This is a genomic window from Streptococcus sp. 68 (assembly GCF_013277415.1).
GTDB lineage: Bacteria > Bacillota > Bacilli > Lactobacillales > Streptococcaceae > Streptococcus.
In genome coordinates this window covers 1-22,158 of sequence record NZ_VMMX01000008.1, presented here as the reverse complement: position 1 = coordinate 22,158, position 22,158 = coordinate 1, and the positions used below count along the sequence as shown (strand labels likewise).

The following is a 22,158-nucleotide window of genomic DNA, read 5'->3' as shown; positions in this document are numbered from 1 at the left end:
CCATTATTTTGCAGGAACTTTTACGCTTCCATCAAGGATTTTAGCTTTAGCATCTTCAACGGCTTTTTTACCTTCTTCAGAAAGGTTAGTTGTTACCAAGTCAACCCCTTTATCTTTCAATGAGTAAACGATCACTTGACCGCCAGGGAATTCACCTTTTTCTGCCTTGTTAGAAATATCTTTTACAGTTGTACCAACTTGTTTCAAAGTAGATACAAGAACAAAGTTTGATTCTTTACCATCTTTAGAAGTGTATTTACCTTCTGCTTCTTGGTCACGGTCAACACCGATAACCCAAACTTTTTCATTTTCAGGACGGCTTTCGTTGAGTGATTTTGCTTCTGCAAAGACACCTGCACCTGTACCACCAGCTACTTGGTAAACAACGTCTGCACCAGCTGCGTATTGTGCTGCTGCAATTGTTTTACCTTTGGCATTATCACCAAATGAACCAGCATAGTCAACTTGTACTTTGATAGATGAATCTACTGAGGCAACACCTGCCTTGAAACCAGCTTCAAAACGAGAGATAACTTCTGACTCAATGCCACCTACAAAACCAACTTGTTTTGTCTTAGTTGTTTTAGCTGCTGCAACACCTGCAAGGTAAGCAGCTTCGTTATCAGCAAATGTTACGCTAGCAACATTCTTTTTATCTTTAATCACATCATCAATCAAGACATAGTTCAAATCAGTGTGCTCTTCTGCTGCATCTTTAACTGCATTGTGAAGGGCAAAACCAACTCCGAAGATTAGGTTGTAACTTCCAGCCGCTTGTTGCAAGTTGTTAGCGTAGTCAGCTTCACTTGTTGATTGGAAGTAAGTGAAACCTTTATCTTTTGCAAGATTGTGTTCTTTACCCCAAGCCTGCAAACCTTCCCAAGCTGATTGGTTGAATGATTTGTCATCAACACCACCAGTATCAGTGACGATTGCTGCTTTTGTCTTCATATCAGAAGATGAATCTGCCTTACGAGAAGAGCGGTTACCACATGCAGCAAGTCCAACTGCTGCCACTGCAACTAGACCAAGGCCTAGCCATTGTTTCTTGTTCATTACTGAACCTCCTAAATAAGATGTGCAACGATGTTGCAAGTATGGATTGATCGGTCACAAGGACCGTGCCACTCAAAGAGCGACTCAGACTAGTTTAAGTCTGTAAAAGAGTATGGAAGTAACTCCCCGACCGTCATCTCGACCGTCGATTTATCTTTTGCGACTAAGGTCACTTTTAGATCTTGTTCAAAAAATTCGACCATTACTTGGCGACAAGCACCACATGGTGAAATCGGTTTTTCAGTTTGACCATAAACAATCAGCTCCGAAAATTCTCTTTGCCCTTCAGATATAGCCTTAAAAATGGCTGTTCTCTCACCGCAATTGGTCAAAGGATAGCTAGCATTTTCGATATTCACTCCCGTGTAAACACTTCCGTCTTTGGCTACTAAAACTGCTCCGATAGGAAAGTGAGAATAGGGGACATAGGCATGTTTGCTGGTTTCAATTGCCAGTTCAATCAACTCAGTAGTCGCCATCTGCCAATTCTCCTTTTAAAATGGCTACACCAGCTGACGTTCCAATACGGGTCGCACCTGCTTCAACAAAGGCAAGAGCATCTGCATAAGAACGAGCTCCACCAGCAGCCTTGACACCCATATCAGGTCCAACTGTTTCACGCATCAATTTGACATCTGCTACCGTAGCGCCACCTGTTGAAAAGCCGGTAGATGTTTTAACAAAATCAGCTCCCGCTTTTTGGGACAATTGGCAAGCTACAACTTTTTCTTGATCTGTCAGCAGGCAAGCTTCAATAATGACTTTCACTAACTTGTCACCACTTGCTTCCACGACTGCGCGAATATCTGACTCTACCAAGGCTAAATTGCCTGATTTGAGAGCCCCAACATTGATTACCATGTCAATCTCATCAGCCCCATTTTGGATAGCTTCTTTTGTCTCAAAAGCTTTCACGGCTGAAGTTGTTGCTCCCAAGGGGAAACCTACTACTGTGCAAACCTTGACATCTGTGCCTTCAAGTCCTTTTTTAGCATATTCAACCCAGGTCGGATTAACGCAAACACTGGCAAAGTCATACTCTCTAGCCTCAGACAACAAACTATCAATTTGATTTTCTGTTGCATCTTGCTTTAAAAGCGTATGATCGATATATTTATTTAATTTCATATTCGGATTCTCCTGCGGTTTATGAGATAATTTCTATAATTTCTCGTAAACTTTGCACCCTATCATTTATTTTAACATATTTTTGAAAATCTGTAACTAGCTGAGGAGAAATTTTTCCATTTGTGTATACTTTTGCAACAATTTCTCCCTTTTGAACGGAATCTCCAATTTTCTTTTCAAAAACAATTCCTGTTTCATAGTCCAAGGCATCAGATTTGACTGCACGACCAGCTCCCAGTCTCATGGCATAAAGCCCAAAGTCCATAGCTGGAAGAGCAGAAATGACACCCGTTTCCTGAGCAGGGATTTCCACCACATGGGCAACATTGACTGGGCGATAGAGGTCCTCCAAGTCTCCACCTTGGGCTTGGACCATCTCCTCAAACTTAGCCAGCGCTTGACCATTTTCAAGATGTTGGCGAACTTCTTCAACTGTCTTGTTTACATTTGCCAGGCCAAGCATAATTTGAGCCAATTCACAGATGAAGTGGGTAATATCCTGACGGCCTTGCCCTTGTAAAATCTCCAATGCTTCAAGAATCTCCAGACGATTTCCAATCGCTCGTCCCAAGGGCTGGCTCATATCCGTAATCACTGCTACTGTCTTCCGTCCAACAGCCTTACCAAGTTCCACCATGGTTTGAGCCAGTTCACGCGCCTCATCAACTGTCTTCATGAAGGCACCCTCACCGACAGTCACGTCTAGCAAAATAGCATCCGCCCCTGCCGCGATTTTCTTGCTCATTACCGAACTCGCAATCAAAGGAATCGTGTCGACAGTTGCGGTTACATCACGGAGGGCGTAGAGAAGCTTATCTGCTTTGACAAGCTGGTCTGATTGCCCAATGACAGATACACCAATATCCTGAACCTGACGAATGAAATCTTCTTGACTGCGCTCGACTTGATAGCCCTTAATGGACTCCAATTTATCGATTGTTCCCCCAGTATGACCAAGACCACGACCACTCATTTTGGCTACAGGCACACCAAAGCTAGCAACAAGAGGAGCCAAAATCAAGGTCACCTTGTCACCAACACCACCCGTAGAATGCTTGTCAACCTTAACCCCATCAATAGCGGATAAATCAAACTCTTGCCCTGTCTGAACCATTTTCATGGTCAAATCAGATATTTCTCGAGTCGTCATTCCTTTGAAATAGATAGCCATAGCAAAGGCAGACATCTGATAATCAGGAACAGTTCCTGACACATAGCCTTCTACCAGCCATTCAATTTCACTTGAAGTCAGTTCTTGCCCGTCTCGTTTTTTTTGGATTAAATCAACTGCTCTCATTCTTTCACACTTCTAAGGATATAGTATCCCTTGTCTTTTTTAAGGATTTCACAATTGCCAAACACATCTTCCATCTTGGACTTGGCACTTGGAGCCCCTTGTTTTTTCTGGATGACGATGGTCAAATCTCCACCAGTTTCCAAGAAATCTTTACTTTTCTCGATGATTTCATGAACGACTTGCTTGCCTGCACGGATAGGAGGATTGGAAATGACATGGTCAAATTTCCCTTCAACTTGTTCATAGATGTTGGACTGGAAAATCGTCGCTTCTACTTTATTTCGTTCAGCATTTTGTCGCGCCAAATCCAAGGCACGATTGTTGATATCGACCATGGTAGCCTGAACGCCGTAAGCCTTGACTAAGGACAAACCTAATGGACCATAACCACAGCCGACATCTAGGACTGTCTCTCCTTGGTTGACCTCAAGACACTTGAGCAAAAGTTGACTTCCAAAGTCAACCATTTTTTTGCTAAAAACACCCGCATCCGTCAGAAAGGTCATTTTTTCTCCCAACAATTCTACTCGTAACTCATGTATGTCGTGAGCAGCGTCAGGATTTTCTGCATAGTACATTTTATTCATAACCCTATTCTATCATATTTGTGATCGAATTGTAAATCGTTTACATATCCAGAATAAAACAAAAAGATTGAAGGAAGTTGCGTTACAATAGCTCCCCTTCAATCTCTTTCAACTTTTATAAGCAAATAGTATTTCATCTAGGACTACAGCTATCATTGCCATGATAAAACACATAACACAAAGTTTATTGTTTATCATCAGGCGCATTGTCAGCGCTATTTCTTTACTTTTAAATATTTCATTATCAATAGGATTCCCAACAAAATGTTTAGATAAAAGCCCAACTGATACGTTTTTGTCAGGAATTCCAAACTTGTCCAAAGTCGTATCAAATCTTCTAGTGACATGCGGAAGAAATAACCCTCTGTAGCAATCCATAGAACTAAAAAGAAATAACTACCAGCAGCAAGCCATTTCGTCCACCGTTTTTTTAGTAGGCAAGCAATCAAGAGCGAACAGATAAAGATAGCTGTTACAATAGCATGTTCCATCAAAAAAGTAAAACCGTAATAGATTTCCACAAAGCGTCTACCATTATCCGCATTGACTCCTTTTATAAAAGGTAAGGCAAAACTTAAAATAAAACAGAGTTCCAATAGGTAACGTTTCAAGATTTTCATAGTACACCTCCTATAAGTTATAAACCCCAAAGCCCCCTTTATAGCTGATAAGTCAGTAGAAAGCAGCTCCTACTTCATCAATAAATTGTTCATCCTCTATCTACTTATATTGTATACTATTGACTTACCACATTCAAGAAACCGCTTTATTTTTTTAACTTTTTATGGTATGATAGACAAAATATCTAGGGGAAAACAAATGACCAACGAATTTTTACATTTTGAAAAAATCAGCCGCCAGACTTGGCAATCTTTACATCGAAAGACAACACCTCCTTTGACAGAAGAAGAATTGGAATCTATCAAGAGTTTTAATGACCAAATCAGTCTTCAAGACGTTACAGATATCTATCTCCCCTTGGCTCATCTGATTCAGATTTACAAGCGAACTAAGGAAGATTTGGCCTTTTCAAAAGGAATTTTCCTCCAACGTGAAAGTAAATCTCAACCTTTTATTATTGGGGTTTCTGGGAGTGTTGCCGTTGGAAAATCAACAACCAGTCGCCTACTTCAAATCCTACTGTCCCGTACACTGACAGATGCTACGGTTGAGTTGGTAACAACTGACGGCTTTCTCTATCCCAACCAGACCTTGATTGAACAAGGGATTTTAAATCGTAAGGGATTTCCTGAAAGCTATGATATGGAAGCTCTTCTCAACTTCTTGGACTGCATCAAAAATGGACAAGATGTGGATATTCCTGTCTATTCTCATGAAGTCTACGACATCGTACCTGAGGAAAAGCAAAGTGTCAAAGCTGCTGATTTTGTAATTGTTGAAGGAATCAATGTCTTTCAAAATCCACAAAACGATCGTCTCTATATCACTGACTTCTTTGACTTTTCCATCTATGTAGATGCTGGAGTGGATGATATTGAGAGTTGGTATCTGGACCGTTTCTTGAAGATGCTGAGCCTAGCCCAAAACGACCCTGATAGCTACTATTATCGTTTTACTCAAATGCCGATTGGGGAAGTGGAGTCCTTTGCCCATCAGGTCTGGACCAGTATCAATCTCACAAATCTACAAAATTATATTGAACCAACTAGAAATCGTGCGGAAGTGATTCTACATAAAAGTAAGAACCATGAAATCGATGAAATTTACTTAAAAAAGTAATTTTCCCTTGTCAAAACGTAAGTTTTCAGATATAATGGTATAGTTAGTAAATATGGAGGTAAGAACATTGGCAAACATTAAATCAGCTATCAAACGCGCTGAATTGAACGTTAAACAAAACGAAAAGAACTCAGCTCAAAAATCAGCTATGCGTACTGCTATCAAAGCTTTCGAAGCAAACCCATCTGAAGAACTTTTCCGTGCTGCTAGCTCAGCTATCGATAAAGCAGAAACTAAAGGTTTGATTCACAAAAACAAAGCAAGCCGCGACAAAGCTCGTCTTTCAGCTAAACTTGCTAAATAAGAAACAGTCCATAGAGGCTGTTTTTTTGTCTCCAAATAGGAAAAGGTAGAAAATGAAAATCGCAATTATCGGATATTCTGGTGCTGGTAAGTCAACGCTAGCCGAAAAGTTATCTAACTACTACTCCATCCCAAAACTTCACATGGACACACTCCAATTTCAACCCGGTTGGCAAGACAGTGAGCGTGATTGGATGTTAACCGAGATGAAAAACTTTCTCACCAAGCATAAAGCTTGGGTCATCGATGGTAATTATTCTTGGTGCTACTACCAAGAACGAATGCAGGAAGCAGACCAAATCATCTTTCTCAATTTTTCTCCATTTACCTGTCTCTTTCGAGCTTTTAAGCGTTATCTTAAATACCGGGGAAAAGTCAGGGAAAGTATGGCTAAGGGATGCCCCGAGCAATTCAACTGGGAATTTATTCGTTGGATTCTCTGGGATGGGCGGACTAAAGCTCAAAAAGAGAATTACCAAAAACTTTGCCAAGAATACTCACATAAAGTCACTATTCTTCGAAATCAGAAAGAACTAGATCAATTTCTGGATAAGAAAAGGAAGTCCTCCAATTCATAAAGAAGGGCTTCCTTTTTTGGCTATAATTATTCTGCAATCAAGGTTTCCAAACCAACCTTCATCATATCAGTGAAGGTATTTTGACGTTCTTCTGCAGTCGTGTCTTCATCTGGATTGACCAAACTATCAGAAATAGTCATGATGGCAAGTGCGTCAACATGGTGTTGGGCTGCCAGATAGTAAAGTGCTGCTGCTTCCATTTCCACAGCCTTGACTCCCCATTTACCAAGCTCGATATTCTTTTCAAAGTAGTTTGAGTAAAAGACATCAGATGATAAAACGTTCCCAACGTGGGTTGTCATACCAAGTTCTTTGGCGATATGGTAGGCCTTGTCCAGCAAGTCAAAGCTAGCGATTTGTGGGAAATCATACTGTGGCCAGTCATTACGGACGATGTTTGAATTAGTTGCAGCTGCCTGCGCCAAAACCAATTCACGAACGTGGACATCTTCATTCAAAGAGCCTGCAGTTCCCACACGAATCAATTTCTTCACACCGTAGTCAACAATCAACTCACGCGCATAAATCGAAATAGATGGCATCCCCATCCCAGTTCCCATGACAGATACACGATGACCCTTGTATGTACCAGTGTAGCCAAACATGTTACGCACTTCGTTAAAACAAACAGCATCTTCAAGGAAATTCTCCGCAATAAACTTAGCACGAAGAGGATCCCCAGGAAGAAGAATTTTATCAGCAATTTCACCCTGCTGAGCAGCAATATGGATAGACATAGTTAAGATATAAAGGGCGACAGAGAACAAAGTAAAAATAGGAAACTGACGACGCATCGCAGATGCTAGACAGTTTATCTTTTTTACACAGTTCTCCGCCCGTATTCAGTTCAGTGAATACAGTTAACCCATCCTTTCTGTTTAATTTTGTTCTTTCACAGAGAGCTACCTGAGTTCTATTCAAGCTCAGGTAGTTCTTCTCTTATAAACTAAATCATCTCATTATTAAATAGTAGGATTTTTTACAAGACATCGTCATCAGAAATCTTAGAATTTAATGTTGTTCCCCAATGGGTAATTTTACGGTGGGGTTGAGCTAAAATTGGTCTGTTTTCATAGATTGTTTGCCATCTATTCCATAGTAGACCTGTCTTTTTCTCAATCTTAATTCGCAGATTTCTCATATTTTCTTTGATTGGGAGGTTGAGGACAAATCCTGCAGTCTGGTTGCGACCGTTTCCTTCCCAAGAACGACTACGAACAACTTGGTTTCCATCTTTATCTACTGTAACTTCTTCCCAAGTGATAGAGTAGCGGGCAATGTAAGCTCCACTATGTTGAATTGTTAATGTTTTGTCTTTTGCAGGAGTCTGACTGATTGGTTGAACTGGCTTAGAAATTTGTGTCGCCGTCTCACCATTCGTAGCGATAAAGCGGAAAACTTCTACTTCTGCAAGACTGAGGGCTTGATTGTTCTTACGTAGTTGCACACGAACACGGCGTCCCAATTTCCCATTTAATTGAACATCCAAGCTCGTTCCGTCAAGTTTAGAAACATACTGTCTAGCAACTTCTTTCCCTTTTTCATCATATAAAATCACATCAAAGTCTGACAGACGTTTAGAAAGTTCTCCATCCCCACGATTATGAAGGCGAACAAGTCCTACCTGTTCTGTACGACCTAAATCAACTTCCCACCAAGGCTGGTTTTCAAATTTTGTATGGGTAATTGATTGCTGGCTATAACTACTATTGGTATTGCCATCCAAGGCACGACTAGCATCTCCACCAAAATCAGTAGAACTTTGCTTAGCTTGCTTTTTCCAAGCGATATTCTCAGCACGATATACTTGGACTTCTGCAAGACTGAGGGCATTATAGCCTTCTAGCTCAATCCGAACATAGCGCGCTTTTTTATGGTTAATTGCAATTTGTGCTGACACATCTTTAAGAGATGTTATTCGTTTTCTCTCAATTTCTTTACCAGAACTGTCTAAAAGAATGACATCAAAGTTTGCCAATCTATCCTGAGCAGTGTCTGTTCGGTTGTAAATATTGATTTGGCGAATGGTTTCTTCTTTAGCCAAATCTACTTGCCACCAAGGCTTGGATTGGAAATTTGTATGAGTGACAGAATTGTGACCATAGTTACCATCAACTTTGCCATCCACAGCTCTTCTAGCATCTCCTCCGAAAGCTGTCGAACTTTGACTAACCTGTTTCCCTAAGGCAATATTTTCCATTGGTTCAGCACTTGGTTGACTAGCAGATTGAGGCAGAGCCTGTTTCTTAAAGAAGCGCACTTTATCCAATTTTGGATCACGATAACCATGTTTATCCAAGGTAGCTCGTTTACCAATATTAAAGTTAGGAATATCATTCATTCGACTTTCAAAATAGCCACGAGAACGGTGTTTAAAGCGTGAATTACCTGTAAATGTAACAATATCACGATCATTATGAATCAAGGGAGTCACAACATTATCATTATCAACCACATAATGCTTAATTTTTCCACTAACAGCTAATTTACGGCTTTCCAAACCAACATCCCAGAAACCATTCTTAGCATTCCAAACAGTTCTGGAAGTAATCACTTTAGGAGCACTGAAAGTCGTCACTTTCCTCAATACATTGTTATAAAAATCAGGATATTTTTGGTAAGCTTCAACCGCTGCAATCTGAGCTAGGTAGCCTCCAAGAGAATGACCTGTCATATACAGTTTCGTAATACTTGTATCCTTGGCTAATTCCCCAACAACCTTACGGATATCATCAGCTTGAGCTGGTTTATTTCCGCCTAATAAGACCAAATCTGCACTTAAATCCTTGGCGTCATTAACCCGCGTTCCACGAATAGCCAACATATGAACCGTGCCATCTTTGAGATAAGGAAGGTCGCTCTTGGTCTCAAATAAGAAAGCATCTAAGCCACTATCTGTATGGTAGGCTTTTTTCATCTTCCAGAAAGGAGCCAATTCATTGTGCATGAGTTTGTATTCTTGACGGTCAAGATAGAGACTAGGGAAAGGATTCTTATGATCTAAAATTTTCTCAATATAATCATCGTCTCGATAGGCTAACTCCATAAAGAGAAGAGAATCACGGTCTGTGACATACCATTCTTTCTTATTGTCATCTTCTCCATCTGCCAAACCATCCCCATCACTGTCTGCTAGCAAGGGATGGCTGTTATATCCTAGATAATCCTTACCATCTTTGTTGTACACATAAAGTTCATCTTTGTTTTTGATACCATCTTGGTCATCATCCCCTTCCAAATCAAGAACTTTTTCACCATAGAGAGATTCATCAATCAAATCATTTTCTAAATGCAATTCCCCTTTGGAAATCTTCACCAAATCTTCTGCAGTTAGAGAACGAGTATTTGTTGGTTTTTCTGTCACAACTTCATCTTTAGTTTCTTCTACAGGAGCAAGAATAGGCGAGTCTTGAGCTGGCTCTGTTGTCTCTACTTTTGACTCTTCCCTTTTGTTTTCAAGAACTTCACCTGCTTCCGTAAGCGGTTGAGGAGCTAGTCTTGACTCCTCTCTAAGAGGAGTTTCTAGTTTTGGAACAACATTTTCCGGCTCTCTCAATTCCTCCTTAGAATCTAGCACTCTTGTTGCTACTTCAGATGTTACATCTTGTTTTAGTTCATTGGCTGAAATTCCAGCTGGAGCTAGAAATGCGAAGCCGACTGCAACAGATACAACCCCGATACTTAATTTTTTTATGCCAAAGCGCATAATTCGTTGACCAATTTTCATTATTTCTTATCTTTCTTTTCGTTTATTTGTAAGCAGACTCAAGCAAAATCTCATTGTGCTATATATGATAAGACTGAGAAATTCAGAAAGTAAATTCATTCTTATCTCTTCTTATCATCCTAGTCTGCTTGGCTAGGAAGCTAATGCTAGTATCCTAGAATCTTGTCTTTCACAATGCTGGCTATCAGATTCTTTCAGGTACAAGAGTAGGAAGAAACCCATAGTCTACCTATGTTTCTTCTTTGTTCCGAATAGTCAACCATGAAAGGAAAGAGGCATTCCCCCTTTTAAATCTTTTTTCTTACAATTCTGCAAGAATCGCTTTAAGCAAGCCTTTGAAATTACCTTTAACACGTTCAGTCACTTCTACAACTTCTTCGTGGTTAAGTTCTTCTTGGAAACCAGCCGCAAAGTTAGTAATACATGAAATTCCCAGAACTTTTAAACCTGAGTGGGCTGCCACGATCACTTCAGGAACAGTGGACATACCAACTGCATCTGCTCCCAGTGTCTTATAGGCGCGAATTTCTGCTGGTGTTTCATAAGTTGGACCAGTTACACCGATATAGACACCTTCATCAAGCTTGATACCAAGTTTTTTAGCCACTTCATGGGCAGTAGCACGGTATTCTGGTGTGTAGGCCTTAGACATATCTGGGAAACGAGGACCAAAGTCATCCAAGTTTTCACCCATCAATGGATTTTGCCCCGTCATATTGATATGGTCTGAGATAGCCATCAAAGTACCAGGGCCATATCCAATACCACCAGCTGCATTGGTTACAATGACACCTTCACATCCAAGAACTTTCATGACACGTACTGGGAAAGTCACCACTTCCAGAGGATTCCCTTCGTAGAAATGGAAGCGACCTTGAAGAGCCAAGACCTTGCGACCTGCAAGTTCACCATATACCAATTTCCCAGCGTGACCAACTACTGTTGAACGGCCCCAGTTTGGAATATCCGCATAGTCTACTACAACTGGATTTTCGATTTCTTCTGCCAATTCTCCAAGACCTGACCCAAGGATTAGACCGAACTCAGGCGTTTGGATTCCCTTTTCTTTCAGGAAAGCAGCTGTTTCATTGATTTTGTCTAAAAATGTCATTGTGTGTCTCCTTTATTATTATTTTTTAGCATTTGACCGATTTTGTCAAAGGTTTTGGCATTGCGAATAGTAATATTGCGATAGAAAGGCACCTTGAGCAAGTACTTGTGATAGGCAGTTTTAGAGTAGGTTTCTTCAGAGAATTTTCCCCAGAAAATACCAAGTTTTCCAAAATGAAGCACCTCATCTTTCAGCTCTAAACTTTCAACTGTCGCGATGACTTGCTCCACGTCCAAGCCCTCAGTGTAAAAGAGGACGTCTTTTCGTGCCAAATCTTTGGTCCACCAATCTGGTAGATTCTCCACTTCTGCTTCATAGTCTTCTTGACTCAGTAAAGAAAAGCTCTGAATAAATGGATAACGAGTCCCAAAGAAAGTCTCTAATTTTTCAATCAATTTGACTTTTGAGTCTGTCGAAGTAAAGAAAATGTTGCCACTGTTGATGTAGCTTTCAACCTTTTCCAGTCCCAAGTCTGTCAGTTCTTGACGAAGCTCCGCCATGACGACCTTATTCTTGCCACCAACATTAATACCCCTCACCAGCAAAGCATAGTGCGTCATTTTATACCAATTTATCTAAGAAACTTTCCCCAATCATGGCTGTTTCAACACCAAAGTTATCTGCAACAGTCGCTGAAATATCTGCAAAATGTCCAACTGGAATCAAACCATTTCCTTTAAAGGCAGGACTGTAAGCCAAAAGTGGAATATATTCACGAGTGTGGTCTGTTCCTGCATAGGTTGGGTCATTTCCATGGTCAGCAGTAATCAAAAGAAGGTCATCCTCTCTCATGGCTGCGATAATTTCAGGCAAGCGTTCATCAAACTCATGCAAGCAATCACGATAACCATGAGCATTACGACGGTGGCCGTAAAGGGCATCAAAGTCAACCAAGTTTGTGAATGAGAATCCTTTTTCAAATTCAGCAAGGCCCATGGTCTTCAATAGTGTATCAATTCCATGGCTGTTTGACTTGTTGTGGCCCATGTCATGGTTAATACCAGCACCGTTAAATATATCATTGATTTTACCAACAGCATAAGTATCGATACCAGCTTCATTCAATTTATCCAAAACAGTCGGTGCAAATGGAGAAACGGCTAAGTCACGACGGTTGGCTGTACGAGTGAAGTTGCCTGGTTCACCTACATAAGGGCGAGCAATGATACGACCTAGAAGGGCAGGGCGCTCAAGGGTAATTGAACGAGCGTATTCACAGATACGGTACAATTCGTCCAAAGGAATAATATCTTCGTGGGCAGCAATTTGCAAAACAGGATCAGCTGAAGTATAGATAATCAACTCTCCAGTTTCCATCTGACGTGGTCCAAAATCATCGATAACGGCTGTTCCTGAGTAAGGTTTGTTGGCTTCACGAATGACCTTACGTCCTGAAAATTCTTCGATTTTTGTCAAGATTTCTTCTGGGAATCCATTCCAGAAAGTATCGAAAGGCTCAGTAATGTTGAGTCCCATGATTTCCCAGTGCCCAGTCATGGTATCCTTACCAAGGGATACTTCTTCCAATTTTGTTGCATATCCAGTTGGATTGCTTTCTGCCGGTACAGTCTTAAGAGGAGTTTCACGAGGAATATTTCCAAGACCTATTTTAGCCATATTTGGGACATTCAAACCAACTGTTTTTGAAATGTGTCCCAGTGTGTCAGAAGCTCCATCTGGAACCCCTGCATTGACAAAGTTATTAGCATCTGGTGCTGCACCGATTCCTACAGAATCCAGTACCACCAAATGAATACGATTAAATTTAGACATCTTATGCCCCCTTCTATTTTTCTTTTCTTGAGGTTAAAATCTGAACCCCATCTCGTCCAGCAACAATGACCTTATCCACCATTTGGTTGAATAAACCGTGCTCTACGACACCAACGACATGGTCCAATTCTTGTCCGAAAGCAATTGGATCTTCAATGACATCCAAGGCAAGATCGATGATAAAATTCTGCATATCCGTCACAAAACGTTGGCCATCTTTTTCACGGAAACTTGGTTTGTAGCCAGCTCGTTCAAAACGACGAAAGACCTGTTCTGCACCATACTGAACCACTTCTACTGGCAATTTAAAAGCACCTAGTTTTTCGACTAGCTTGCTTTCATCCACCACCCAAATGTATTCTTTTGATGGTGTCGCAACAACCTTCTCCATCAGAAGAGCACCACCACCACCTTTGATTCCATTAAACTGACTATCCACTTCATCTGCGCCATCAACTGTCACATCGACAAAGTCTACTTGGTCAATAGATTTGAGTGGGATATTAAGGCCTTCTGCCTGTTTAGTGGTCACACTAGAAGTCGTTACAGCTATAATCTGCAATCCTTCTTCCTTGATACGACGACCGATTTCTTCGACAAAATAATAGGCAGTCGAGCCTGTTCCAAGTCCAACGACCATTCCATCGCTTACGAACTCAGCAGCCTTGATACCTGCCATTTTCTTCAGATTTTCCACCGATTTACCTCCATCATTCTCAGTTCTTATTTTACTATGAAACCGCTTTTTATTCAAGTGAAAAGATCAAATTTACATTTTTCATCAATCTTTCTTTAAAAATATGCATTTTCTTTTTACCAAACGAATAAAAATGAGTTTATCTTTTATGTATTTGCTTTGTTCATCTCTTTCCAGTTCCAAAAACAAGACCTTAACTTTGATACGTCTAGTTTAGCATTAAAGCAGGCGCATTTCAAGAATCATAAATTAAGAGAAGGAAGTAGATTTATCTGTCTATTTTAAACAAGTTTATCTTTGCTTACCCTCTCTTTTTGACAAATAATTTTCATTACTTTAGGAAGACAATTACTAATCTCCGTTGGTAAGACCACATACTGTTCTTGAGCTAGTTCTTGGGCAATAGCTGAATGAAGATGGGTCGATACTGCCACACGTTCGTAGAGACTGGCCTGTCGGAATTGGCCTGCAAATCCTGCAATCATCCCAGCTAGTGTATCTCCCATACCACCAGTCGCCTGATAGGGACCGCCAACCTGTAACTGGTAATAATCAGATTGACCAACTTCCCAAATACGAGTAGCTGGACCTTTCTCCACCAAAATAGTTCCTTGAGGGAAGGAACTCAAGACACTAGCCGTTGCAGCTTCCTTTTGCTTTTCAATAGCAATACCAGACAGCTTTTCCCATTCTTTTCGGTGAGGAGTTAGGATAAGCTGGCTTGAGGGAAATGACAAACTTGTTCTAGCAAGAATGGTCAAGGCACCTCCGTCTACAATCAAAATCTGATTCTTTTTTAAGCCAGCAAAGACCTGTTTGACTAGTTCTTCTCCAAAAGCATCGTCTCGTAAACCAGGCCCCAGCAAGACAACTTCTGCCTTCTCCAATTGCTCTTGTAACAATTGCTGGTCTTGAAGAGAAAAGGCCATAGCCTCAGGTAAATGGCTGTGCAGAGCTGGGATATTTTCCCTGTCCGTTCCAACGGTCACCAATCCTGCACCGCTTTTTACTGCTGCCAAGGCAGCCATGATGATGGCACCACCATAAGGATAAGTTCCACCCAGCAACAGCAGACGACCGTAGTCTCCTTTATGACTTGTACGAGAACGTTCAATAATAATTTTTTCTAGTAAGGTTTGATCAATCACTTTCATCGTTTTTCCTCAACTATCCTTTACCCGATCGTTTTAAAACAATCCGATATACTTTTTTAACCCACTCCTCCAAACCTTCTCCATCATGGTCAAGATAATACACCCTATCCAGTAATTGACTTGGAATAATATTTTCAAATTGGCTCTTATTATGAGTTGGAATAATGCAAATATACAACTCACTAAATAAATTCAATATGTCCTTAATTTTTGCAACATGGTAGCCATCAAAAATATAACCAGTAACTTTAATCAAATCTGTATAGATAAAATGAAAACTCACTCCAGGAATAAACTTGTCTTGTAATTCTTTCTCTAAAGGAGCTCGACCTAATAAACGCTCCATCGCTAATCGATAACCAGAACTTGTATTTGACCACCCTAACATGACATAGTCAAAATAATCTATCGGATCCGATGCAGCATTTCTACTATCCAAAACCAACTCCTCAGCATCTCGCCCAAAGGCTTTCACAGCAGATAAGAGCTGACCTGTTTTAAAGATAGAAATCGCTGCATCTATAGTCGTAGTATGACTACAGTAGTCTGAAGTCACTAACCTCTTATGTAGATCATAAGTCGAGGCTACTCTTTTATCTGTAGGGGTAAATGGTGGCAGAAAGAGATGCTGACAGATGTAATCTAAAATTTCTTTTTTTAAACAAGAATCAGCACACTCAATACTTGTTTGACGTTTATGAAGTTTTTCGTAAGCTATAAATTTAGCAATTTTTTCTAATTCCCACTCTTGAATATTTGGATAATCAATTAGTGCTAAGTAGTATATTCCATCCCATTGTAAACTATATTCCCCATTATAAATTTTTAAAATCATCTAATCACCTCACTCCATTATACAACAAAAAGGAGGCGCAGACCTCCTTTTATAAACTTATTTCTAAAATTTAATACTCATTTCTGCCATTTCAGATATAGCTATAGAAAATACACTCTCTTCAGCGATTTTTCTCTTATTTTCTATCCAATGTTCGAAGTGCTGCTTGATAAGTTTGCTCCATCAGCATAGTAATGGTCATAGGACCTACACCTCCAGGAACTGGCGTAATATGGCTAGCAAGTGGGGCAACTGCCTCATAATCAACATCCCCACAGAGCTTACCATTTTCATCGCGGTTCATCCCGACATCGATGACAACCGCACCAGGTTTTACAAAGTCAGCAGTCACAAACTTGGCACGACCGATTGCAACAACCAGAATATCTGCTTTAGCAGCTACCTTGGCAAGATTATGGGTGCGTGAATGGGTCAAAGTCACTGTAGCATTCTTGGCCAAAAGAAGCTGGGCCATAGGTTTTCCAACGATATTGGAACGACCGATGACGACCGCATTTTTACCTTCCAAGTCAATCCCATATTCATGAAACATTTCCATAATTCCTGCAGGTGTCGAAGGAATCATGACTGGATGACCAGACCAAAGGCGTCCCATATTTAGAGGATGGAAACCATCCACATCCTTTTCTGGGTCAATAGCCAATAGAACCGCCTCTTCATCAATGTGTTTTGGTAATGGCAACTGAACCAAAATCCCATGCCAAGCTGGATCCTGATTGTATTTGGCAATCAGGTCTAACAATTCCTCTTGCGTAATGTTCTCTGGAACTCGCACTACTTCGCTACGGAAACCAGCCGCAAGGGCAGAACGTTCCTTGTTGCGAACGTAGACTTGGCTGGCTGGATTGTCCCCAACCAAAATCACTACCAAACCAGGCACTAGACCTGTTTCTTCCTTTAATTTTGCAGTCTTTTCAGCCAACTGCCCCTGCAATTTGGCCGCTAAAGCTTTCCCATCAATAATCTGTGTCATATCACTTCTCTTTTCTTTCAAATATCTTCCATTATACCAAAAACTGCCAGCACCCTCTAACACTTCTTTCCTAGGCTATCCTATAGTTTCAAACTATAAGAAAAAGCTCAGGTCGAGCTTTTCTTTAATATCTTGTCTTGAAATTTTAAAATAGATTATAAAACCTTACTCAAGAAGTCTTTAGTTCGTTGTTCTTGGGTTTGTTCAAAAATCTGCTCAGGTGTCCCGTCTTCAACAACTACACCGTCTGCCATAAAGATGACACGGTCTGCCACCTCACGGGCAAATCCCATCTCATGTGTTACGATAACCATAGTCATCCCTGACTTGGCAAGATCTTGCATAACAGCCAATACCTCACCTACCATTTCAGGATCCAAAGCTGAAGTTGGCTCGTCAAAGAGCAAAACATCTGGTTCCATGGCCAACCCACGCGCGATGGCAATCCGTTGTTGCTGTCCGCCCGACAGACTCTGTGGATAAGCAGTTGCCTTATCTGGCAAACCAACTTTTTCCAAAAGCTCTTTGGCCCTCTTCTCTGCAATTGCCTTGCTTTCACCTTTGGTCTTGATAGGTGACAAGGTGATATTTTCCATCACAGTCATATTAGGAAAGAGATTGAATTGTTGGAAAACCATGCCCATCTTCTCACGCATGGCAAAGAGGTCATTCTTCTTGTCCGTAATATCAACTCCCTCAAAGATAACCTTCCCTTTGGTTGCTTCTTCCAACAAATTCATAGAGCGAAGCAAGGTAGATTTCCCGCTTCCTGAAGGACCGATGATAACGACAACTTCTCCTCTTTTAATCTCGAGGTTGATGCCCTTCAATACTTCATTCTTTCCAAAGGATTTATGTAAATTTTCAATTTTTATCAAGGTTTCTGTCATTATTTCTTATCTCCTTGTCCCATACGTTTTTCAAAAGCTTTCAAGGCTACGGTCAAAATAGAGGTCATAATCAAGTAATAAAAGGCTGCAAATAAAAGTGGTGTCAAAGGCAAATAGGTTGTTGTAGAAACTGTTGTAGCCCCATTCCATAACTCCATAACACCGATAGCTGATAAGAGGGAGCTGTCCTTGATAATGGTGATAAATTCGTTCCCCAATGCTGGCAAAATATTTTTGATTGCTTGTGGCAAAATCACATAGCGCATCGCATTTTTAGGACGAATCCCTAACGAATAAGCCGCTTCTAGCTGACCTTTTGGAACCGCATTAATCCCAGCACGAACAGTCTCAGAAACATAAGCACCACTGTTCATAGAGATAATCAAAATCCCTGGAATCAGACGAGAAAGGTCAACACCCAAAATTCCAACCTGAATAGTCGGAGCATTGATGTGCATAAGGGCAAAAGCAATCATAATCTGAACCATCATCGGTGTCCCACGGAAAATCCAAACGTACAAGTTGGCCAGCCAGACAAGCGGTTTAAACTTTGAACGTTGCCCAAAAGCCAAGACAACACCCAAAATAGTTCCCAAAAAGACAACACAGATAGAAATGAGAACCGTCACGACAGCCCCATAGTTAAAATAAGGTAAATACTTAGGTAAAAAAGAAAAATTCATAGTCACACTGCTTTCTAAAATAGAATACTGTATGATTATAACATGTGTTGAATTAAAATTCAAACTTTTTATCCGATTTATTCAAAAAAACTTTAAGCTAGTAGAATTAGCGAGAAATCTTAGTTTTTTCTAGGCAAGTTGGCCTCCTTTATGGTAAAATAGTAACGATAAGAAATGAAGGAGAATCAAAATGGAATCACATTTGGTTAGAATCATCAACCGCCTTGAAGCAATGGCAAAAGATGGCGGAAATTTAAAACGTAATTTTGAACGCGAAGGAGTTGTTGTTGCAGAAGTTGCATACAGCCACGACGAAGAAAACGGCTCAATCTTTACCCTTCGTGATGTCGAAGCTCGCGAAACTTATACGTTTGATAGCATTGACTTGATTGCAATGGAGATTTACGAACTCCTTTACTAATACAAAACAAGCTGGGATTACACCCTGCATGTCTAACCAAAATCCTTTTTGTCTCACAAATAGGATTTTTTTATAGTCCAAATTCACAAAAATTTTCATTGTAACAACTTCTCAAAGCTGCAATCTTTTTACTTGCTTTACACCCCAATCCTGTTATAATGAGAGTATAGAAATTTGACTATTTTTGACCTTTGGACAGGTCAAGCTAAAGAAAGAAATGAGGTAGATGTATGCTTTGTCAAAACTGTAAAATCAATGACTCAACAATTCATCTTTATACCAATCTTAATGGAAAGCAAAAACAAATTGACCTCTGTCAAAACTGTTATAAGATTATCAAGACAGATCCTAACAATAGCCTCTTTAAAGGCATGACGGATCTGAATAATCGTGACTTTGATCCCTTTGGTGATTTCTTCAATGACCTAAACAATTTTAGACCTTCTAGCAATACTCCTCCGACTCCCCCAACCCAATCAGGTGGAGGTTACGGTGGAAACGGCGGTTATGGTTCCCAAAATCGTGGACCTGCTCAAACTCCGCCTCCAAGCCAAGAAAAAGGCCTGCTAGAAGAATTTGGTATCAACGTAACTGAAATTGCCCGTCGTGGCGATATCGACCCCGTTATTGGGCGCGATGATGAGATTATCCGTGTCATCGAGATTCTCAATCGTAGAACCAAGAATAATCCTGTCCTTATCGGTGAACCAGGTGTCGGAAAAACTGCCGTTGTCGAAGGTCTAGCTCAGAAAATCGTTGATGGCGACGTTCCACATAAACTACAAGGTAAACAAGTCATCCGTCTGGATGTGGTTAGCTTGGTTCAAGGAACGGGTATCCGTGGACAATTTGAAGAACGCATGCAAAAACTCATGGAAGAAATTCGCAAACGTGAAGACATCATCCTCTTTATCGATGAAATCCATGAAATTGTCGGTGCAGGTTCTGCGAGTGATGGTAATATGGACGCAGGAAATATCCTCAAACCAGCCCTTGCTCGTGGGGAACTGCAACTGGTCGGTGCTACTACCCTCAATGAATACCGTATCATTGAAAAGGATGCTGCCTTAGAGCGTCGTATGCAGCCTGTCAAAGTCGATGAACCAACGGTGGACGAAACAATCACTATCCTCAAAGGGATTCAAAAGAAATACGAAGACTATCACCACGTTCAATATACTGATGCTGCAATTGAAGCAGCTGCAACTCTTTCCAATCGCTACATACAAGATCGCTTCTTACCTGACAAGGCCATTGACCTCCTAGATGAAGCTGGTTCTAAGATGAACTTGACCTTGAATTTTGTGGATCCTAAAGTCATTGATCAGCGCTTGATTGAGGCTGAAAATCTTAAATCTCAAGCTACACGAGAGGAAGATTTTGAGAAGGCGGCTTATTTCCGCGACCAGATTGCCAAGTATAAGGAAATGCAAAAGAAAAAGGTCACAGACCAAGATACTCCTATCATCAGTGAGAAAACCATTGAGCACATTATTGAGCAGAAAACCAACATCCCTGTTGGGGATTTGAAAGAGAAAGAACAATCTCAACTCATCCATCTAGCCGAAGACCTCAAGTCTCATGTTATTGGACAAGATGATGCAGTCGATAAGATTGCCAAGGCTATTCGCCGTAATCGGGTTGGACTTGGGACCCCTAACCGCCCAATCGGAAGCTTCCTCTTCGTCGGCCCAACTGGTGTCGGTAAGACAGAACTTTCCAAACAACTAGCTATCGAACTCTTTGGTTCTGCTGACAGTATGATACGCTTTGACATGAGCGAATACATGGAAAAACACAGTGTAGCTAAATTAGTTGGTGCCCCTCCAGGTTATGTTGGCTACGATGAGGCTGGGCAATTAACTGAAAAAGTTCGCCGCAATCCATATTCTCTCATCCTTCTCGATGAAGTGGAAAAAGCTCACCCAGATGTTATGCACATGTTCCTTCAAGTCTTGGACGATGGTCGTTTGACAGATGGGCAAGGACGTACCGTCAGCTTCAAGGATGCCATCATCATCATGACTTCAAATGCAGGGACAGGTAAGGCCGAAGCCAGCGTTGGTTTTGGGGCTGCTAGAGAAGGACGTACCAACTCTGTTCTCGGTGAACTCGGTAACTTCTTTAGCCCAGAGTTTATGAACCGTTTTGATGGCATTATCGAATTTAAGGCTCTCAGCAAAGATAATCTCCTTCAGATTGTCGAGCTCATGCTAGCAGATGTTAACAAGCGCCTCTCTAGCAACAATATCCATCTCGATGTGACAGACAAGGTCAAGGAAAAATTAGTTGACCTCGGCTATGATCCAAAAATGGGAGCACGCCCACTTCGCCGCACTATTCAAGACTATATTGAGGACGCAATCACTGACTACTACCTTGAAAATCCAAGCGAAAAAGACCTCAAGGCAGTTATGACTAGCAAGGGAAACATTCAAATTAAATCTGCCAAAAAAGCTGAAATTAAAACTTCTGAAAAAGAAAAATAAATCCTATAGAAAAGGAGTAGAAAATGAAAATTTTCTGCTCTTTTTTACTAAAATAACTGTAATTTCTTGACAGCTTGGCCTTTGTCCATTATGATAATAATAACGATACTAGATAATGAGGAAAATGCAATGGCAAACCCAACTTTCGGAGAAAAAAAAGCGAATACAGACTATGTTTCACGTTACGGTGTATATGCAGTTATTCCTGACGCTGAACAAAAACAAATAGTTTTAGTTCAAGCTCCTAATGGTGCTTGGTTCTTACCAGGTGGCGAAATTGAAGCAGGGGAAAATCATCAGGAAGCCCTAAAACGTGAATTGATTGAAGAACTTGGATTCACTGCTGAAATTGGTACCTATTATGGACAAGCTGACGAATATTTCTACTCTCGTCACCGTGATACCTACTACTACAATCCTGCCTACCTCTATGAAGCGACTTCTTTCAAGGAAGTTCAAAAGCCACTAGAAGACTTTAATCATATTGCCTGGTTCCCTATTGACGAGGCTATTGAGAACCTCAAACGTGGTAGCCATAAATGGGCCATCCAATCTTGGAAAAAACAGCATAAGATTGACTAATACTCTTCGAAAATCTCTTCAAACCACGTCAGCGTCGCCTTACCGTAGGTATATGATACTGACTCTGTCAGTTCTATCCACAACCTCAAAACACTGTTTTGAGCAACCTGCGG

At 40.8% G+C, this 22,158-nt stretch carries 23 protein-coding genes; 6 read left to right on the top strand and 17 right to left on the bottom strand.

The annotated features are described in order from the left end of the window. Positions 1–3: 3 nt before the first annotated feature. The 6 genes from HT720_RS04520 to HT720_RS04495 all read right to left on the bottom strand — a co-directional run bounded on the left by HT720_RS04520 (position 4) and on the right by HT720_RS04495 (position 4,688). Positions 4–1,056 (bottom strand): BMP family protein, encoded by a 1,053-nt coding sequence (locus HT720_RS04520; protein WP_173274841.1) that lies wholly within the window; start codon positions 1,054–1,056, stop codon positions 4–6. Positions 1,057–1,145: 89 nt separating this feature from the next. After that, positions 1,146–1,535 (bottom strand): cytidine deaminase, encoded by a 390-nt coding sequence (locus tag HT720_RS04515; protein WP_000246088.1) that lies wholly within the window; start codon positions 1,533–1,535, stop codon positions 1,146–1,148. Beyond that, positions 1,522–2,184, bottom strand: coding sequence for a deoxyribose-phosphate aldolase (gene deoC / locus HT720_RS04510; RefSeq protein ID WP_173274840.1), 663 nt, complete (start codon positions 2,182–2,184; stop codon positions 1,522–1,524). The genes HT720_RS04515 and deoC overlap by 14 nt, the downstream gene beginning before the upstream one ends. Positions 2,185–2,203: 19 nt before the next feature. Further along, positions 2,204–3,481: a pyrimidine-nucleoside phosphorylase gene (locus HT720_RS04505; protein WP_173274839.1), complete on the bottom strand. Its 1,278-nt coding sequence runs from the start codon at positions 3,479–3,481 to the stop codon at positions 2,204–2,206. Next, positions 3,478–4,068: a class I SAM-dependent methyltransferase gene (locus HT720_RS04500; protein ID WP_345890275.1), complete on the bottom strand. Its 591-nt coding sequence runs from the start codon at positions 4,066–4,068 to the stop codon at positions 3,478–3,480. The genes HT720_RS04505 and HT720_RS04500 overlap by 4 nt, the downstream gene beginning before the upstream one ends. A 215-nt stretch (positions 4,069–4,283) precedes the next feature. Beyond that, positions 4,284–4,688, bottom strand: coding sequence for a hypothetical protein (locus tag HT720_RS04495; protein ID WP_173274838.1), 405 nt, complete (start codon positions 4,686–4,688; stop codon positions 4,284–4,286). A 199-nt stretch (positions 4,689–4,887) separates the two neighbouring features. Here HT720_RS04495 and coaA point away from each other — a divergent pair, with 199 nt between their 5' ends. The 3 genes from coaA to HT720_RS04480 all read left to right on the top strand — a co-directional run bounded on the left by coaA (position 4,888) and on the right by HT720_RS04480 (position 6,689). Continuing rightward, a complete protein-coding gene (coaA, locus tag HT720_RS04490) occupies positions 4,888–5,808 on the top strand; it encodes a type I pantothenate kinase (protein ID WP_173213663.1) in 921 nt (306 codons plus the stop codon). A gap of 67 nt (positions 5,809–5,875) precedes the next feature. Next, positions 5,876–6,112 (top strand): 30S ribosomal protein S20, encoded by a 237-nt coding sequence (gene rpsT / locus HT720_RS04485; protein WP_001274000.1) that lies wholly within the window; start codon positions 5,876–5,878, stop codon positions 6,110–6,112. Between the two features lie 52 nt (positions 6,113–6,164). Then, positions 6,165–6,689: a DNA topology modulation protein gene (locus tag HT720_RS04480; RefSeq protein WP_173274837.1), complete on the top strand. Its 525-nt coding sequence runs from the start codon at positions 6,165–6,167 to the stop codon at positions 6,687–6,689. A 26-nt stretch (positions 6,690–6,715) separates the two neighbouring features. Here HT720_RS04480 and deoD read toward each other — a convergent pair whose 3' ends face one another. From deoD to HT720_RS04425, 11 genes are all read right to left on the bottom strand, one after another. Then, entirely contained in the window at positions 6,716–7,426 is a 711-nt protein-coding gene (gene deoD / locus HT720_RS04475) for a purine-nucleoside phosphorylase (RefSeq protein ID WP_000022097.1), read from the bottom strand. A 242-nt stretch (positions 7,427–7,668) separates the two neighbouring features. Continuing rightward, positions 7,669–10,416, bottom strand: a complete 2,748-nt coding sequence (locus tag HT720_RS10345; protein ID WP_173274836.1) for a thiol-activated cytolysin C-terminal domain-containing protein — start codon at positions 10,414–10,416, stop codon at positions 7,669–7,671. A gap of 301 nt (positions 10,417–10,717) precedes the next feature. Next, a complete protein-coding gene (locus HT720_RS04465; RefSeq protein ID WP_173274835.1) occupies positions 10,718–11,527 on the bottom strand; it encodes a purine-nucleoside phosphorylase in 810 nt (269 codons plus the stop codon). Beyond that, complete coding sequence (locus HT720_RS04460; RefSeq protein WP_173274834.1) at positions 11,524–12,087, bottom strand: DUF1697 domain-containing protein; 564 nt, start codon at positions 12,085–12,087, stop codon at positions 11,524–11,526. The genes HT720_RS04465 and HT720_RS04460 overlap by 4 nt, the downstream gene beginning before the upstream one ends. 1 nt (position 12,088) lies before the next feature. Further along, a complete protein-coding gene (locus HT720_RS04455) occupies positions 12,089–13,300 on the bottom strand; it encodes a phosphopentomutase (RefSeq protein ID WP_173228683.1) in 1,212 nt (403 codons plus the stop codon). A 13-nt stretch (positions 13,301–13,313) separates the two neighbouring features. After that, positions 13,314–13,997 carry a ribose-5-phosphate isomerase RpiA gene (gene rpiA, locus HT720_RS04450; RefSeq protein ID WP_173274833.1) on the bottom strand — a complete coding sequence of 228 codons (684 nt, stop codon included), beginning with the start codon at positions 13,995–13,997 and terminating at the stop codon, positions 13,314–13,316. 281 nt (positions 13,998–14,278) lie between these two features. Continuing rightward, positions 14,279–15,151, bottom strand: a complete 873-nt coding sequence (locus HT720_RS04445) for an NAD(P)H-hydrate dehydratase (RefSeq protein WP_173274832.1) — start codon at positions 15,149–15,151, stop codon at positions 14,279–14,281. A gap of 13 nt (positions 15,152–15,164) precedes the next feature. Beyond that, entirely contained in the window at positions 15,165–15,986 is an 822-nt protein-coding gene (locus HT720_RS04440) for a phosphate ABC transporter ATPase (protein ID WP_173274831.1), read from the bottom strand. A gap of 136 nt (positions 15,987–16,122) precedes the next feature. Next, positions 16,123–16,980: a bifunctional methylenetetrahydrofolate dehydrogenase/methenyltetrahydrofolate cyclohydrolase gene (locus tag HT720_RS04435; RefSeq protein WP_173274830.1), complete on the bottom strand. Its 858-nt coding sequence runs from the start codon at positions 16,978–16,980 to the stop codon at positions 16,123–16,125. 155 nt (positions 16,981–17,135) lie between these two features. Beyond that, on the bottom strand, positions 17,136–17,870 hold the full coding sequence (locus HT720_RS04430; RefSeq protein WP_023942856.1) for an amino acid ABC transporter ATP-binding protein: 735 nt from the start codon (positions 17,868–17,870) through the stop codon (positions 17,136–17,138). Beyond that, positions 17,870–18,553, bottom strand: a complete 684-nt coding sequence (locus tag HT720_RS04425) for an amino acid ABC transporter permease (protein WP_001011642.1) — start codon at positions 18,551–18,553, stop codon at positions 17,870–17,872. Before HT720_RS04425 ends, HT720_RS04430 begins: the two co-directional genes overlap by 1 nt. A gap of 190 nt (positions 18,554–18,743) precedes the next feature. Here HT720_RS04425 and HT720_RS04420 point away from each other — a divergent pair, with 190 nt between their 5' ends. The 3 genes from HT720_RS04420 to HT720_RS04410 all read left to right on the top strand — a co-directional run bounded on the left by HT720_RS04420 (position 18,744) and on the right by HT720_RS04410 (position 22,045). After that, positions 18,744–18,974 carry a DUF1797 family protein gene (locus tag HT720_RS04420; protein ID WP_000443570.1) on the top strand — a complete coding sequence of 77 codons (231 nt, stop codon included), beginning with the start codon at positions 18,744–18,746 and terminating at the stop codon, positions 18,972–18,974. 230 nt (positions 18,975–19,204) lie between these two features. Beyond that, complete coding sequence (locus HT720_RS04415) at positions 19,205–21,463, top strand: ATP-dependent Clp protease ATP-binding subunit (RefSeq protein WP_173274829.1); 2,259 nt, start codon at positions 19,205–19,207, stop codon at positions 21,461–21,463. 129 nt (positions 21,464–21,592) lie between these two features. Next, a complete protein-coding gene (locus HT720_RS04410; RefSeq protein ID WP_000013084.1) occupies positions 21,593–22,045 on the top strand; it encodes an NUDIX hydrolase in 453 nt (150 codons plus the stop codon). The last annotated feature ends 113 nt before the right edge of the window (positions 22,046–22,158 follow it).